Source organism: Corynebacterium phoceense, from assembly GCF_900092335.1.
Lineage (GTDB): Bacteria > Actinomycetota > Actinomycetes > Mycobacteriales > Mycobacteriaceae > Corynebacterium > Corynebacterium phoceense.
The window spans coordinates 1,057,663-1,072,176 of the sequence record NZ_LT596208.1 but is presented as its reverse complement, the minus strand read 5'-3'; the positions used below and the strand labels follow the sequence as shown (position 1 = coordinate 1,072,176).

General features: G+C 65.4%; 12 protein-coding genes and 3 pseudogenes. 8 read left to right on the top strand and 7 right to left on the bottom strand.

Annotation, left to right across the window (positions count from 1 at the left end; translation table 11 throughout):
* Window positions 1-13 precede the first annotated feature (13 nt).
* The 3 genes and pseudogenes from BN9444_RS09160 to BN9444_RS09150 form a co-directional block, all read right to left on the bottom strand.
* Complete coding sequence (locus tag BN9444_RS09160) at window positions 14-520, bottom strand: hypothetical protein (protein ID WP_066513369.1); 507 nt, start codon at window positions 518-520, stop codon at window positions 14-16.
* Between the two features lie 3 nt (window positions 521-523).
* The gene (locus BN9444_RS09155; protein ID WP_066493138.1) at window positions 524-1,081 is read right to left on the bottom strand and encodes a hypothetical protein; all 558 of its coding nucleotides are present in this window, start codon (window positions 1,079-1,081) and stop codon (window positions 524-526) included.
* A 2-nt stretch (window positions 1,082-1,083) separates the two neighbouring features.
* Window positions 1,084-1,473, bottom strand: a pseudogene (locus BN9444_RS09150) (YbjN domain-containing protein); the annotation flags it as partial.
* Between the two features lie 4 nt (window positions 1,474-1,477).
* On the opposite strand from BN9444_RS09150, the pseudogene BN9444_RS09145 reads away from it, so the two are divergent.
* Window positions 1,478-2,248, top strand: a pseudogene (locus BN9444_RS09145) (dihydroorotase); the annotation flags it as partial.
* Window positions 2,249-2,264: 16 nt separating this feature from the next.
* Window positions 2,265-2,843 (top strand): annotated as a pseudogene (locus BN9444_RS09140) (carbamoyl-phosphate synthase domain-containing protein); the annotation flags it as partial.
* Window positions 2,844-3,102: 259 nt separating this feature from the next.
* Here the strand turns inward: BN9444_RS09140 and BN9444_RS09130 are convergent.
* The 4 genes from BN9444_RS09130 to BN9444_RS09115 all read right to left on the bottom strand — a co-directional run bounded on the left by BN9444_RS09130 (window position 3,103) and on the right by BN9444_RS09115 (window position 6,108).
* Window positions 3,103-3,660 (bottom strand): hypothetical protein, encoded by a 558-nt coding sequence (locus BN9444_RS09130; RefSeq protein WP_066493138.1) that lies wholly within the window; start codon window positions 3,658-3,660, stop codon window positions 3,103-3,105.
* 2 nt (window positions 3,661-3,662) lie between these two features.
* Window positions 3,663-4,160 carry a YbjN domain-containing protein gene (locus BN9444_RS09125; RefSeq protein WP_066493143.1) on the bottom strand — a complete coding sequence of 166 codons (498 nt, stop codon included), beginning with the start codon at window positions 4,158-4,160 and terminating at the stop codon, window positions 3,663-3,665.
* On the bottom strand, window positions 4,153-4,653 hold the full coding sequence (locus tag BN9444_RS09120) for a YbjN domain-containing protein (protein WP_066493144.1): 501 nt from the start codon (window positions 4,651-4,653) through the stop codon (window positions 4,153-4,155). The genes BN9444_RS09125 and BN9444_RS09120 overlap by 8 nt, the downstream gene beginning before the upstream one ends.
* A 75-nt stretch (window positions 4,654-4,728) precedes the next feature.
* Window positions 4,729-6,108, bottom strand: a complete 1,380-nt coding sequence (locus tag BN9444_RS09115) for a TIGR01777 family oxidoreductase (RefSeq protein ID WP_066513365.1) — start codon at window positions 6,106-6,108, stop codon at window positions 4,729-4,731.
* Window positions 6,109-6,289: 181 nt separating this feature from the next.
* Here BN9444_RS09115 and pyrR point away from each other — a divergent pair, with 181 nt between their 5' ends.
* The 6 genes from pyrR to pyrF form a co-directional block, all read left to right on the top strand.
* On the top strand, window positions 6,290-6,871 hold the full coding sequence (gene pyrR, locus BN9444_RS09110) for a bifunctional pyr operon transcriptional regulator/uracil phosphoribosyltransferase PyrR (protein WP_066493149.1): 582 nt from the start codon (window positions 6,290-6,292) through the stop codon (window positions 6,869-6,871).
* On the top strand, window positions 6,872-7,828 hold the full coding sequence (locus BN9444_RS09105; protein ID WP_066493151.1) for an aspartate carbamoyltransferase catalytic subunit: 957 nt from the start codon (window positions 6,872-6,874) through the stop codon (window positions 7,826-7,828). It begins immediately after the preceding gene.
* A gap of 33 nt (window positions 7,829-7,861) precedes the next feature.
* Entirely contained in the window at window positions 7,862-9,214 is a 1,353-nt protein-coding gene (locus tag BN9444_RS09100; RefSeq protein ID WP_068801801.1) for a dihydroorotase, read from the top strand.
* Window positions 9,215-9,230: 16 nt separating this feature from the next.
* The gene (gene carA / locus BN9444_RS09095; protein ID WP_068801800.1) at window positions 9,231-10,439 is read left to right on the top strand and encodes a glutamine-hydrolyzing carbamoyl-phosphate synthase small subunit; all 1,209 of its coding nucleotides are present in this window, start codon (window positions 9,231-9,233) and stop codon (window positions 10,437-10,439) included.
* Window positions 10,440-10,470: 31 nt separating this feature from the next.
* Window positions 10,471-13,806: a carbamoyl-phosphate synthase large subunit gene (gene carB, locus BN9444_RS09090; RefSeq protein ID WP_066493161.1), complete on the top strand. Its 3,336-nt coding sequence runs from the start codon at window positions 10,471-10,473 to the stop codon at window positions 13,804-13,806.
* The coding region (gene pyrF, locus BN9444_RS09085) for an orotidine-5'-phosphate decarboxylase (protein ID WP_068802184.1) at window positions 13,790-14,514 on the top strand (725 nt) is incomplete at its 3' end. The genes carB and pyrF, both read left to right, overlap by 17 nt.

Below are 14,514 nucleotides of genomic sequence, written 5' to 3'. Positions count from 1 at the left end.
GCGGGTGTGCGTATTACTCGGCGTCGCGCTCCTGGACGGTGCGGGCGAATTCGTTGAAGTTGTCGAGCGTGCCCAGCAGTGCTTCCTGCGCCGCGAAGACGGCGTAGTTAAGTGCGTGGAAGAGTTGATCATCGTTCATGCCCGGGCCGGCCGTGAACGTGGCGTCGCCGCGCAGCTCCGCGTGTCCGTCCACGTCGCCCACGAGCGCGCGGCCGTCGAAGGCGGCGGCATTGAGCTCGTTGGTGATGACGTGGAAGACCGGGGCGATCTCGGCGAAGTCGAGTTCGGTGGGCAGGACGCATTCGACGCGCACGAGCTCGTCGGTGATGCTAAACACCCAGTCAAGGTCGTTGCGCTGAGCGACGGCCATATTCGGAGTCTCGGGGTGGGCGACGGCGCCAAAGTCGTCCTCGTTGAGCGAGGCAATGACGCGCTCGAGGGTGACGGCGGGAAGGTCAGTGTGGGAGAAGAATTCGTAGGGGTTCTCGAACTCTGGTGCTTGCTGAGTTGCATCAGTCATGAACTAGTCCTCCTCGTTCCACGTGACGGCCTGGGGGAAGGCCTGCGCGACGGCCTCAAAAGCGGCGGAGAAGCTGCCAAAGACGCTCAGGATGAACGTGCCCAGCTGGTTGCGGCTGAGGCCTTCGCCGATGGCCATCGCACGGTTGCCGTTGATGACGATCTGCTCGGTGGGGTGCTTGCCCTGACCGTCGCTGAAGGCGTAGCTCAGCGTCGGCGCAACCATCTGCCAGTTGAAGTCCGCAATGATGGGCGCGACAGTTTCCTCCGCGGACGCGTCGAGGCGGCCCTCCCACGTCGCAAAGGCGCTCAGGGTGTCATCCTGAATGTCGAAGTGGATGGTGAGATGCGGCAGGCCGGTCTGGAGGACGATGCGCTCGTCCTCCGGCGCGGCGGCCGCAGCATCGGCATCCGTGTCGGTCTCGGGGTCAGTCTCGGAGTCGTTGGGCGCCGAGACGAGCACGTAGTCTGCGCCGAGGAGCTCGAAGATCTCCACGAGGCGGTGAATGTTGACGGGCTGTACCTCGGTGTCGGCCGCGTGAGACGGAGCGTTGGAGGCCATTGCTATTCGCCGTTCTGAGCCTGGTTGGCGGCTTCAGAACCGAGTTTTGCCATCTCCTCTGCGGCGGCGACCATGGCATTCTGGGCGCCGATGACGCCGTCGACGGCGGCCTTGAGGGCGGCGGCGAGCTGCGTGTCGTTCATGCCGGCGGCGACCGGAATGTCGCGCTCGGTGCGCACGACGAGCGAGTCGTCGAAATCAGTGATGGCGGCGCGGGCACCCATCTGCACCGAGTTGATCTGGTTGGCGGCGAGGAAGAGACCGGCGTCCGCCTGCGAGAAGGTCGCGTCCGTTTGCACGTCGCAGCGGACGATGAGAACGGAGTCGAGCACTGCGAATAGGCAGGGCAGACCGTTGAGGTTCGCCGTGGCGGAGTCGTCGCGGCCCTCGATCTNGCACGCCGAGGATTCCCGTATGACCGAGGGGGCTGTCGCCCACGAGGGCGAGGTCGCCGCACGCCTGGGCCTGCGTGGCTGGCCGCGCGTCGCCGAGGAATCCATCGTGGCGCGCGACGCGCTGCTTGCACGCGACTACGGCAATCGCATGCACATCTGCCACGCTTCGACGACGGGTACGGTGGAGCTGCTCAAGTGGGCGAAGGGCCAGGACATTCCGCTCACCGCCGAGGTCACCCCGCACCACCTCATGCTCACCGACGAGAAGATCGCCGACTACGACGGACTCTTCCGCGTCAACCCGCCGTTGCGCGAGGAGCATGATGCCCTCGCACTGCGCGATGCGCTGCTCGACGGCACCATCGACTGCGTCGCCACGGACCACGCGCCGCACGGCTCGGAAGACAAGTGCGTGGAGTTCGAGCACGCCAAGCCCGGCATGCTGGGCCTCGAGTCCTCGCTCGCCGTCATCGCGAAGGTCTTCGTCGAGTCTGGCCTGGCCGACTGGCGCTTCGTCGCTCGCGTCATGTCCGAGCGCCCGGCCGAAATCACCCGTCTGCCGGGCCACGGTCGCCCGATCGCGGTGGGCGAGCCGGCAAACCTTACCATCGTCGACCCGCAGCGCGCCTGGACCTCGGACGTCGAGCACCTCGCGTCCAAGGCCGAGAACAACCCGTACGCCGGCGAGGACTTCAACGCCCGCGTCACGCACACCTTCCTGCGCGGCACGCTCACGTACGACGTGGCTGCTGACGAATCTGCTGCCGAGTAGGCGGAACCAGACCATAATGAATAGCACAACCCGATCTACATCACAGAACGCAATATCAAAGGATGAAACCTTGACTTCTGCTCCTATCCCCGCCGTGCTCGTTCTTGCCGATGGCAAGGTCTTCCGCGGCTTCGGCTTTGGCAAGACCGGAACCACGCTCGGCGAAGCAGTGTTCACCACCGGCATGACCGGTTACCAGGAGACCATGACCGACCCGTCCTACCACCGCCAGATCGTGGTCGCGACGTCGCCGCAGATTGGCAACACCGGTTGGAACGACGAGGACGACGAGTCGCACGGCTCGAAGATTTGGGTCGCCGGCCTCGTTATCCGCGACCTTGCACACCGCGTCTCTAACTGGCGTGCGGCGCGCTCGCTGCCTGAGGAGATGGAGAAGCAGGGCATCGTCGGCATCCGCGGCATCGACACCCGCGCTCTTGTGCGCCATCTGCGCAACTTCGGCTCCATCGCCGCCGGCGTCTTCTCCGGCGAGGCTGCCGAGCGCCCCGTCGAGGAGCTGCTCGCCGAGGTCAAGGCACAGCCGTCTATGGCGGGCCTCGACCCGGCCGCGGGCGGCTCCCCCCCCGAGCCCCACCCCCCTCTCTTATTCACATCTNGGTGGGCAGGACGCATTCGACGCGCACGAGCTCGTCGGTGATGCTAAACACCCAGTCAAGGTCGTTGCGCTGAGCGACGGCCATATTCGGAGTCTCGGGGTGGGCGACGGCGCCAAAGTCGTCCTCGTTGAGCGAGGCAATGACGCGCTCGAGGGTGACGGCGGGAAGGTCAGTGTGGGAGAAGAATTCGTAGGGGTTCTCGAACTCTGGTGCTTGCTGAGTTGCATCAGTCATGAACTAGTCCTCCTCGTTCCACGTGACGGCCTGGGGGAAGGCCTGCGCGACGGCCTCAAAAGCGGCGGAGAAGCTGCCAAAGACGCTCAGGATGAACGTGCCCAGCTGGTTGCGGCTGAGGCCTTCGCCGATGGCCATCGCACGGTTGCCGTTGATGACGATCTGCTCGGTGGGGTGCTTGCCCTGACCGTCGCTGAAGGCGTAGCTCAGCGTCGGCGCAACCATCTGCCAGTTGAAGTCCGCAATGATGGGCGCGACAGTTTCCTCCGCGGACGCGTCGAGGCGGCCCTCCCACGTCGCAAAGGCGCTCAGGGTGTCATCCTGAATGTCGAAGTGGATGGTGAGATGCGGCAGGCCGGTCTGGAGGACGATGCGCTCGTCCTCCGGCGCGGCGGCCGCAGCATCGGCATCCGTGTCGGTCTCGGGGTCAGTCTCGGAGTCGTTGGGCGCCGAGACGAGCACGTAGTCTGCGCCGAGGAGCTCGAAGATCTCCACGAGGCGGTGAATGTTGACGGGCTGTACCTCGGTGTCGGCCGCGTGAGACGGAGCGTTGGAGGCCATTGCTATTCGCCGTTCTGAGCCTGGTTGGCGGCTTCAGAACCGAGTTTTGCCATCTCCTCTGCGGCGGCGACCATGGCATTCTGGGCGCCGATGACGCCGTCGACGGCGGCCTTGAGGGCGGCGGCGAGCTGCGTGTCGTTCATGCCGGCGGCGACCGGAATGTCGCGCTCGGTGCGCACGACGAGCGAGTCGTCGAAATCAGTGATGGCGGCGCGGGCACCCATCTGCACCGAGTTGATCTGGTTGGCGGCGAGGAAGAGACCGGCGTCCGCCTGCGAGAAGGTCGCGTCCGTTTGCACGTCGCAGCGGACGATGAGAACGGAGTCGAGCACTGCGAATAGGCAGGGCAGACCGTTGAGGTTCGCCGTGGCGGAGTCGTCGCGGCCCTCGATCTTGTCGAGGGTGACGTCGAAGGTCGCCATGGCGTCGATAACGCGCTCGAGCGTCACGACGGGCAACGAATTCGGATCCTCCGGGTTGAGGGTCTGCTGATTAGTCATGCTTGTGTTCCTCCCAGGTCACGAGCTGCGGGTACTGCGATTCGATGAAGGTCCACGCCTCCAGGATGGAGTTGAGCGAGGACATGACGAAGGCGCCGAGCTGATTGCGGGAAACGCCCTCGGAGATGGTGAGCTCGCGCACGGCGGAGACGACGAGTGCCTTCTCGTCCGCGCCGCCTTCGTAGAAGCGCAGCGTGGGCGCGAAGTGCTCGGCGTTCCACTGGTTGATGTGGGTGAGGATGGTCGGGCCCTCGGAAACCGGTACCTGGCCGCGCCAGATGGAGTCGATGATGAGGGTGTCCTCGCGCACCTGCATGGCAATCGCGGTGTTCGCGAAGCCGGAGCGGAAGACCTCGACGGTCGAGCCGTCCTCGTGCTGGTGCTCCTCGGTGCGGTACTGCAGTCCTTGCTGGTCAAAAATCTCCGCGATACGGGCGACCGTCGCGGGGGATACCTCGGTATCCGGCAGGATCTTCTGCTCGGGTGAAGTCACGTGAATCCTTAACTTGTGTCGATAGAGTGCGCCCACCAGCTTAAGGCATGCGGGCGTGTGGCGTGGCGAGCGGCCTTAGACGGCAGGCAGCGCGACGAGTTCCTCGCCGCCAAGCTCGTGGGCGAGCGCCGCGGCTATCGTCTCGAAGCGGTACGTGTGGTTCGCAGGCGTGAGCTTCTCGCTCGCGACGCGCTGGTTCGCCAGCGCCAGCTCCTGAGCACCCTCGCGGCCGAGCAACAGGGCCGGACCGAGGGTGGGGATGGGGATGATAGCGGGACGGCCGAGCTCCTTTGCCAGCAGATGCGCCATGTCGCGGTTGAGAACGGGTTCAGGCCCTACGGCGTTGACGGGGCCGGTGAGCGCGTCGTCGATCGCGGCACGGAAATAGATATCGGTGAGGTCGTCGTGCGCGATCCAACTCAGCCAAAAGTCGCCGTCGCCGAAGGTGCCGCCCAGGCCTGTGTGGAAGAGCGCGCGGAGCAGCGGAAGCAACCCGGCGTTGCCGGTGAGCGCGACGCCGGTGCGGACCTGGACAACGCGGGCGGCATCGGCAGCAGGCGCCGTGGCGGCCTCCCAGTTGCGGCAGACCTCGGCCAAGAAGCCGTCGCCGGAGTCCGAGGACTCCGTAAGGAGCTCATCGCCACGGTCAGGGCCGTAGTAGCCGATGGCGGAGGCGGAGACGAAGGTCTTGACAGACTGCGTGCGGGAGACCAGCTCTGCGAGCTTGCGCGTGGGACCCACGCGGGAGTCGCGTATGGCCGCCTTGTGGGAGTCGTTGAAGCGGCCGAAAATGGGCTCGCCGGCCAAGTGAATAAGGACGTCGGCGTCCGCGAGGAGATCGGGCGCAGGATTCGCGGGGTTCCAGACGCGTTGGCCCTCTTTGGCCTTGGAACGCACGAGCTGGATGACGGTGTGACCGGCGGTGGTGAGCTGTGCCGTCAGGGCACGACCCACGGCGCCGCGGGAGCCGGTCATAGCGACGGTAAGCGGGCGGGCCGCACCGTTGATACTCTGCACTCGCGCGAGGAAGTCGAAGTCCGCGATGAGCTGGCGCTGGCGGTAGGCAAACATCGGCGTCAGCGCCGATGCCGGAATACGCGTGTCGACGGTGTCGGTGATGAGTGTGCGCTCGCCTCGTAGGGCGGCGCTGGCCGTCTCAAAGTCCGCGAAGGTATGGGTGTGACGCCAGTTCGCGAGCTTGCGCATGGGCGCGTTGATACACACGTCGGCGAAGCTGCGGCCGCGCTGGTAGCGGGAGAGATCGTGGCGCGCGACCCATGTGAGACCCGCAGGAAAGCCGAGGACCGTGGTGCCATCGGAGAGCCGTTCGGCCTGGCGGCGCGGGGTCACGGGCAAGAAAGGCGGGGTAAGACGCGCTAAGGCGCCGGGGCGAGTGTGCCATTGCCACACGAGCTCGCGGGGTGCGTCGATGACGTGGGAAGCCTCAAAACTCAACGGGGTGGATTCTTCCTTGGACGGGGAGGACGCGCGGCGGCGCCGTGAGAACTCCGTCCACTCTAGTCGAGGTACCCCCATTACGGCGGGTGGGTGCTACAGTTGGAGTCGTTCGATTTGAGGACACACATATATAGGCATCCTTTAAAGACCGCACCGTGAGGCGGGGAAGGAGGTCACGATGAGTGTTGATAACGCTACCGCGGACGCAACTGAGCTGCTCAGCTCGGATGATGTCGCGCGCACCGTTGCACGCATCGCGCACCAGATCATTGAAAAGACGGCGCTCGATTCGGCCGACGCACCACGTGTCGTGCTACTTGGCATTCCCTCTGGTGGCGTGCCGTTGGCGGAGCGCCTGGCTGAAAAAATCAAGGAATTCTCGGGGGTGGAAATTCCGGCCGGGGCACTCGATATCACCTTGTACCGCGACGATCTCCGCGGCAAGCCGCACCGCGCGTTGCGCCCCACGCTGATCCCCGACGGCGGCATTAATAACGCCACGGTCATCCTTGTCGATGACGTGTTGTATTCGGGACGCACCATCCGCGCAGCACTCGATGCCCTGCGCGACATTGGACGCCCGGACATCATCCAACTCGCCTGCCTCGTTGACCGTGGCCACCGCGAGGTGCCCATCCGCGCCGATTACGTGGGCAAGAATATTCCCACGGCCCGCGACGAGGATGTCACCGTCTTCATCGAGGCCATTGACGGCCGCGATGCGGTTGTTTTAACGCGCAAAGCAGAAGAGGACAAGTAAATGAAGCACCTCATCGATATCGCGGATCTCACGGCAGACGAGATCCTGGGGCTCATGGACGAGGCCGACCGCTTCCGCGAGGCCATTAATGGCCGCGAAGTGAAGAAGCTGCCCACCCTGCGCGGGCGCACGGTTTACACCCTGTTCTATGAGAACTCCACGCGTACCCGTTCTTCCTTCGAGACGGCCGGCAAGTGGATGTCCGCGGACGTCATCAATATCTCCGCGGCGAGCTCGTCGGTGAAGAAAGGCGAGTCTCTCAAGGACACCGGCTTGACTATTTCGGCGATTGGCACGGACGCCATCATCATTCGCCACCCGTCCTCGGGCGCAGCAAAGCAGCTCGCTGGCTGGGTCGCCCCCAATGGCGACGGCCCGTCCGTCATCAATGCCGGCGACGGCGCGCACCAGCACCCCACGCAGGCACTGCTCGACGCCACCACCATGCGCCAGCGTCTCGGGCTTTCCGATGCCGCCTCCTTCCGAGGCTTGCGCGTCAAAATCGTGGGCGATTGCCTCCACTCCCGCGTCGTGCGGTCCAACGTCGACCTGCTCACCACGCTCGGCGCCGAGGTCACCCTCGTCGCCCCGCCTACGCTTATGCCGTTTGGCGTGGAGAAGTGGCCGGTGCGCGTCTCCTATGACTTCGACGCCGAGCTTGTCGATGCCGACGTGGTCATGATGCTGCGCGTCCAAGCCGAGCGCATGAACGGCGGCTTCTTCCCGTCCCACCGCGAATACGCGGCGCTTTACGGCCTGTCCAAGGACCGTGCGAAGAAGATGCAGGACCACGCCATCGTCATGCACCCAGGTCCCATGCTGCGCGGCATGGAGATCAACTACGCGGTCGCGGATCAACCGCGCTCCGCTGTTTTGCAGCAGGTCAACAACGGCGTGCACGTGCGCATGGCCGTCCTGTTTACCCTCCTGGCCAACGGCGAGAATGCTGGATTCTAACCGGTTCGAGTACAGAAAGACGTTCAGTAGATTATGACTTCACCTGAGAACTTCCCGGCGACCGGTCGCCTGTCCGCACCCGCCGCCGGCACGCTGCTTATCACCAACGTCCGCCCGTACGGCGAGGGCGAGCCCGTCAACGTGCTCGTGCGTGACGGTTTCATCGAGTCCGTGAACGCCGACGCGGACGCGAGTGCAGACCGCGTCGTGGACGGCGAGGGCCACGTGCTTCTGCCGGGCCTCGTGGACATGCACGTGCACCTGCGCGAGCCGGGCCGCGAGGATACCGAGACCATCGAGACCGGCTCTCGCGCCGCGGCAAAGGGCGGCTTCACGGCCGTGTTTACCATGGCGAACACCATGCCGGTGATGGATCAGCCCATCATCGCCGAGTCTGTGTGGGCCAAGGGCCAGGCGCTCGGCGTGTGCGACGTCCACCCGGTGGGCTCCATCACGAAGGGCCTCGAGGGCAAGACCATTACCGAGTTCGGCATGATGAAGAACTCGGACGCCAAGGTCCGCATGTTCTCCGACGACGGCAAGTGCGTCCAGGACCCGCAGATCATGCGTCGCGCCCTCGAGTACGCCAAGGGCCAGGACGTCCTGCTCGCGCAGCACGCCGAGGATTCCCGTATGACCGAGGGGGCTGTCGCCCACGAGGGCGAGGTCGCCGCACGCCTGGGCCTGCGTGGCTGGCCGCGCGTCGCCGAGGAATCCATCGTGGCGCGCGACGCGCTGCTTGCACGCGACTACGGCAATCGCATGCACATCTGCCACGCTTCGACGACGGGTACGGTGGAGCTGCTCAAGTGGGCGAAGGGCCAGGACATTCCGCTCACCGCCGAGGTCACCCCGCACCACCTCATGCTCACCGACGAGAAGATCGCCGACTACGACGGACTCTTCCGCGTCAACCCGCCGTTGCGCGAGGAGCATGATGCCCTCGCACTGCGCGATGCGCTGCTCGACGGCACCATCGACTGCGTCGCCACGGACCACGCGCCGCACGGCTCGGAAGACAAGTGCGTGGAGTTCGAGCACGCCAAGCCCGGCATGCTGGGCCTCGAGTCCTCGCTCGCCGTCATCGCGAAGGTCTTCGTCGAGTCTGGCCTGGCCGACTGGCGCTTCGTCGCTCGCGTCATGTCCGAGCGCCCGGCCGAAATCACCCGTCTGCCGGGCCACGGTCGCCCGATCGCGGTGGGCGAGCCGGCAAACCTTACCATCGTCGACCCGCAGCGCGCCTGGACCTCGGACGTCGAGCACCTCGCGTCCAAGGCCGAGAACAACCCGTACGCCGGCGAGGACTTCAACGCCCGCGTCACGCACACCTTCCTGCGCGGCACGCTCACGTACGACGTGGCTGCTGACGAATCTGCTGCCGAGTAGGCGGAACCAGACCATAATGAATAGCACAACCCGATCTACATCACAGAACGCAATATCAAAGGATGAAACCTTGACTTCTGCTCCTATCCCCGCCGTGCTCGTTCTTGCCGATGGCAAGGTCTTCCGCGGCTTCGGCTTTGGCAAGACCGGAACCACGCTCGGCGAAGCAGTGTTCACCACCGGCATGACCGGTTACCAGGAGACCATGACCGACCCGTCCTACCACCGCCAGATCGTGGTCGCGACGTCGCCGCAGATTGGCAACACCGGTTGGAACGACGAGGACGACGAGTCGCACGGCTCGAAGATTTGGGTCGCCGGCCTCGTTATCCGCGACCTTGCACACCGCGTCTCTAACTGGCGTGCGGCGCGCTCGCTGCCTGAGGAGATGGAGAAGCAGGGCATCGTCGGCATCCGCGGCATCGACACCCGCGCTCTTGTGCGCCATCTGCGCAACTTCGGCTCCATCGCCGCCGGCGTCTTCTCCGGCGAGGCTGCCGAGCGCCCCGTCGAGGAGCTGCTCGCCGAGGTCAAGGCACAGCCGTCTATGGCGGGCCTCGACCTGGCCGAGGACGTCTCCACCACTGAGCCCTACACCGTCCCGGCGGAGGGGGAGAAGAAGTTCACCGTCGTCGCCTATGACATGGGCATTAAGACCTCGACGCCGAATAACTTCGCCAAGCGCGGCATCGAAACCGTCGTCGTTCCGGCGAATACGCCCTACGAGGACATCAAGCAGTACAACCCAGACGGCGTGTTCGTCTCCAACGGCCCGGGTGACCCAGCCACCGCAGACAAGATGGTCGCCATCACCCGCGACATCCTCGCGTCTGGCACCCCGTTCTTCGGCATCTGCTTCGGTAACCAGATTCTGGGCCGCGCACTTGGGCTGAACACGTACAAGCTCAAGTTTGGCCACCGCGGCATCAACGTGCCGGTGAAGAACCACCTCACGGGCAAGATCGATATCACCGCACAGAACCACGGCTTCGCGCTCGAAAACCCGGCTGGCGAGGGCAAGCCCGCCGGCGGCGCCGAGTTCGACACCGACTTCGGCCCGGCTCTCGTGACGCACACCTGCCTCAACGACGACGTCGTTGAGGGTGTGGCGCTCAAGTCCGGCATGGCCTTCTCCGTGCAGTACCACCCGGAATCCGCCGCCGGCCCGCACGACGCCAACCCGCTGTTTGACCAGTTCATCCAGCTTATGGACGACCACAAGTAAGCAACCAGGAAAAGGGAAGAGAAAGAAATTCATGCCTAAGCGCAACGACATCAACCACGTCCTGGTCATCGGTTCTGGCCCGATCGTTATTGGTCAGGCCTGCGAGTTTGACTACTCCGGCACCCAGGCCTGCCGCGTCCTCAAAGAAGAAGGCCTGCGCGTTACGCTCATCAACTCCAACCCGGCCACCATCATGACCGACCCGGAGTTCGCGGACCACACCTACATCGAGCCCATCGATCCGGCCTACATCGAGAAGGTCTTCCAGAAGGAAATCGAAGAGGGCCACAAGATCGACGCCGTGCTCGCCACCTTGGGCGGCCAGACGGCGCTCAACGCGGCCATCCAGCTCGACCGTGCTGGCATCCTTGAGAAGTACGGCATCGAGCTCATCGGCGCGGACATTCCGGCCATCGAGCGCGGCGAGGACCGCCAGATGTTCAAGGACATCGTGGCCTCCGTCGGCGGCGAGTCCGCGCGCTCCCGCGTGTGCCACAACATGGACGAAGTCCACGAGACCGTCAAGGAACTGGGCTTGCCCGTCGTCGTCCGCCCGTCGTTTACCATGGGTGGCTTGGGCTCCGGTCTGGCGTTTAACAACGAAGACCTCGACCGCATCGCCGGCGGTGGCTTGGCCGCCTCGCCGGAAGCCAACGTGCTCATCGAGGAGTCCATTCTCGGCTGGAAGGAATTCGAGCTCGAGCTTATGCGCGATGGTGACGACAACGTGGTCGTCATCGCGTCCATCGAAAACGTCGACGCCCTGGGCGTTCACACCGGCGACTCCGTCACGGTCGCCCCGGCGCTTACCCTCACGGACCGCGAGTACCAGAAGATGCGTGACCTCGGCATCGCCATCATTCGCGCCGTCGGCGTCGATACCGGCGGCTGCAACATCCAGTTCGCCGTGAACCCGAACGACGGCCGCATCATCGTCATCGAGATGAACCCGCGCGTGTCCCGTTCCTCCGCGCTGGCGTCCAAGGCCACCGGTTTCCCGATCGCGAAGCTCGCTGCCAAGCTCGCCATCGGCTACACCCTCGACGAGGTCACCAACGACATCACCGGCGTGACCCCGGCCGCCTTCGAGCCGACCCTCGACTACGTCATCGTTAAGTCTCCGCGCTTCGCCTTCGAGAAGTTCCCGGGTGCGGACGACACGCTCACCACCACCATGAAGTCCGTGGGCGAGGCCATGGGTATCGGCCGCAACTACATTGCGGGCCTCAACAAGGTCATGCGTTCCATGGAAACCAAGATGGCTGGCTTCTGGACCCGACCGGACGAGTACTTCGCGGGCGACCGCGCCACCGACGTCGAGGCCGTTCTCAAGGACCTCGAGACCCCGACCGAGGGCCGCATGTACGACGTCGAGCTCGCCCTGCGCCTGGGCGCGACCGTCGAGCAGGTCTTCGAGCACTCCATGATTGACCCGTGGTTCCTTGCCGAGCTCAAAGCCCTCGTCGACTTCCGCGAGCGGCTTGCCGATGCCCCCGTGCTCGACGAAGACCTCCTGCGCGAGGCCAAGTACATGGGCCTGTCTGACGCTCAGATTGCCGCCGTGCGCCCCGAGTTCGCGGGCGAGGACGGCGTGCGCCGCCTGCGTTGGTCGCTGGGCATTCGCCCGGTCTACAAGACGGTTGATACGTGTGCCGGCGAGTTCGAGGCGCAGACGCCGTACCACTACTCGGCCTACGAGCTCGACCCGAATGCAGAGTCCGAAGTTGCCGAGCAGCGCGACCGCGAAAAGGTCATCATCTTGGGCTCCGGCCCGAACCGCATCGGCCAGGGCATTGAGTTCGACTACTCCTGTGTCCACGCAGCCCTCGAGCTCTCCCGCGCGGGCTACGAGACCGTCATGGTCAACTGCAACCCGGAGACCGTCTCCACCGACTACGACACGGCCGACCGCCTCTACTTCGAGCCGCTGACCTTCGAAGACGTCATGGAGGTCTACAACGCCGAGGCTACCTCCGGCACCGTCGCGGGCGTCATCGTCCAGCTCGGCGGACAGACCCCGCTGGGCCTCGCGGAGAAGCTCACCGAGGCTGGCGTCCCGGTTGTCGGCACCACGGCCGACGCCATCAACCTCGCCGAGGATCGTGGCGAGTTTGGCCAGGTGCTTAGCCGTGCGGAGCTCCCGGCACCGGCGTTCGGCACCGCCACCTCCTTCGACGAGGCCAAGGCTGTCGCCGCGGAAATCGGCTACCCGGTGCTCGTGCGTCCGTCCTACGTCCTGGGCGGCCGCGGCATGGAGATCGTCTACGACGAGGCCTCCCTGCAGGATTACATCGACCGCGCCACCGAGATCACCTCGGACCACCCGGTGCTCGTCGACCGCTTCCTCGATAACGCCATCGAGATTGACGTCGACGCGCTGTGCGACGGCGACGAGGTCTACCTGGGCGGCGTTATGGAGCACATCGAGGAAGCCGGCATTCACTCCGGCGACTCTTCCTGTGCGCTTCCACCGATGACGCTCGGCCCGGAGGACATTGAGAACGTCCGCGAGTCCACGCGCAAGTTGGCCCACGGCATTGGCGTCAAGGGCCTCATGAACGTCCAGTACGCGCTCAAGGACGACATCCTCTATGTCATCGAGGCCAACCCGCGTGCTTCGCGCACCGTGCCATTCGTCTCCAAGGCGACGGGCGTGCAGATGGCGAAGGCCGCCGCGCGCATCATGATGGGCGCCTCCATCAAGGAGCTGCGTGCCGAGGGCGTGCTGCCGGAGAACTACGACGGCGGCTCGCTGCCGCTCGATCACCCCATCGCGGTCAAGGAAGCCGTCCTGCCGTTCAACCGCTTCCGTCGCCCGGATGGCCAGCCGCTCGATACGCTGCTCAGCCCGGAGATGAAGTCCACCGGCGAGGTCATGGGCTTGGCCAGCAACTTCGGCGCGGCTTACGCCAAGGGCGAGCTCGCCGCGTTCGGTGCGCTGCCCACCGAGGGCACCATCTTCGTCTCCGTCGCCAACCACGACAAGCGCATGCTCATTTTCCCGATTCAGCGCCTGGCGCTCATGGGCTTCGAAATCGTCGCCACCCGCGGTACCGCCCAGATGCTGCGCCGCAACGGCGTCGAGTGCGAGGTCGCGGTCAAGGTCTCCGAGAACCCCGAGGGCAAGGCCACCATTCGTGACCAGATCCTCTCCGGCGACATCGACCTGGTGCTCAACACCCCGGCCGGTTCGGCAGGCGCTCGCCACGACGGCTACGAGATTCGTACGGCTGCCGTCAAGGCTGGCATCCCGTGCGTGACCACGGTCCAGGGTGTTACGGCCGCGGTCCAGGGCATCGAGGCCCTGCGCCAGGGCAACCTCACCGTGCGTTCCCTCCAGGAGCTCGAGCATGCCCCAGCCAAATAACTCCGTCACCGAGCACAGCGCGGTGACGCGGAGCGATGCGACGTTCGGTGAGCGTCTCGTCGCCGCCGGCCGCGATCGTGGGCGTCTGTGCGTGGGCATTGACCCACACGCTCACCTGCTCGAGGCCTGGGGCCTCGACAACACCGTCGATGGCCTTCGCACGTTCACGCAGACGTGTGTCGAGGCGTTTGCCGAGACGGCTGCGGTGGTCAAGCCGCAGGTCGCGTTCTTCGAGCGCTTCGGCTCGCAGGGCTTCGCGGTTCTCGAGCGCGCGCTCGCGGACCTGCGCGACGCGGGCTGCCTCACGATTGCGGACGCCAAACGCGGCGACATCGGCAGCACCATGGCCGGCTACGCGGATGCGTGGCTGGGGGAGACCTCGCCGCTGCGCGCAGATTCGGTGACGGTCTCGCCGTATCTCGGCATTGGCGCGCTGGCACCGGTCTTCGAGACGGCCGAGCGTGTGGGCGGCGGCGTCTTCGTCCTCGCCGCGACGTCGAACCCGGAGGCTGTCGAGCTGCAGTCCATCACGGACGCGGACGGCCGCACCATCGCCCAGCGCATGGTCGACGAGGCGGCAACGTATAACGCGCCGCACGCGGCTGTTGGACGCCCCGGCAACGTCGGTGTCGTCGTCGGCGCGACCCTCGCGCAGCCGCCGGTCCTCGACGCCCTGGGCGGCCCGGTGCTCTTGCCGGGCGTCGGCGC

What these genes read in the sequence shown, in the direction of transcription:
- BN9444_RS09160 (WP_066513369.1), bottom strand. Translation starts at nt 520, where the DNA reads ATGACTGATGCAACTCAGCAAGCACCAGAGTTCGAGAACCCCTACGAA.
- BN9444_RS09155 (WP_066493138.1), bottom strand. Translation starts at nt 1,081, where the DNA reads ATGGCCTCCAACGCTCCGTCTCACGCGGCCGACACCGAGGTACAGCCC.
- BN9444_RS09130 (WP_066493138.1), bottom strand. Translation starts at nt 3,660, where the DNA reads ATGGCCTCCAACGCTCCGTCTCACGCGGCCGACACCGAGGTACAGCCC.
- BN9444_RS09125 (WP_066493143.1), bottom strand. Translation starts at nt 4,160, where the DNA reads ATGACTAATCAGCAGACCCTCAACCCGGAGGATCCGAATTCGTTGCCC.
- pyrR (WP_066493149.1), top strand. Translation starts at nt 6,290, where the DNA reads ATGAGTGTTGATAACGCTACCGCGGACGCAACTGAGCTGCTCAGCTCG.
- BN9444_RS09105 (WP_066493151.1), top strand. Translation starts at nt 6,872, where the DNA reads ATGAAGCACCTCATCGATATCGCGGATCTCACGGCAGACGAGATCCTG.
- BN9444_RS09100 (WP_068801801.1), top strand. Translation starts at nt 7,862, where the DNA reads ATGACTTCACCTGAGAACTTCCCGGCGACCGGTCGCCTGTCCGCACCC.
- carA (WP_068801800.1), top strand. Translation starts at nt 9,231, where the DNA reads ATGAATAGCACAACCCGATCTACATCACAGAACGCAATATCAAAGGAT.
- carB (WP_066493161.1), top strand. Translation starts at nt 10,471, where the DNA reads ATGCCTAAGCGCAACGACATCAACCACGTCCTGGTCATCGGTTCTGGC.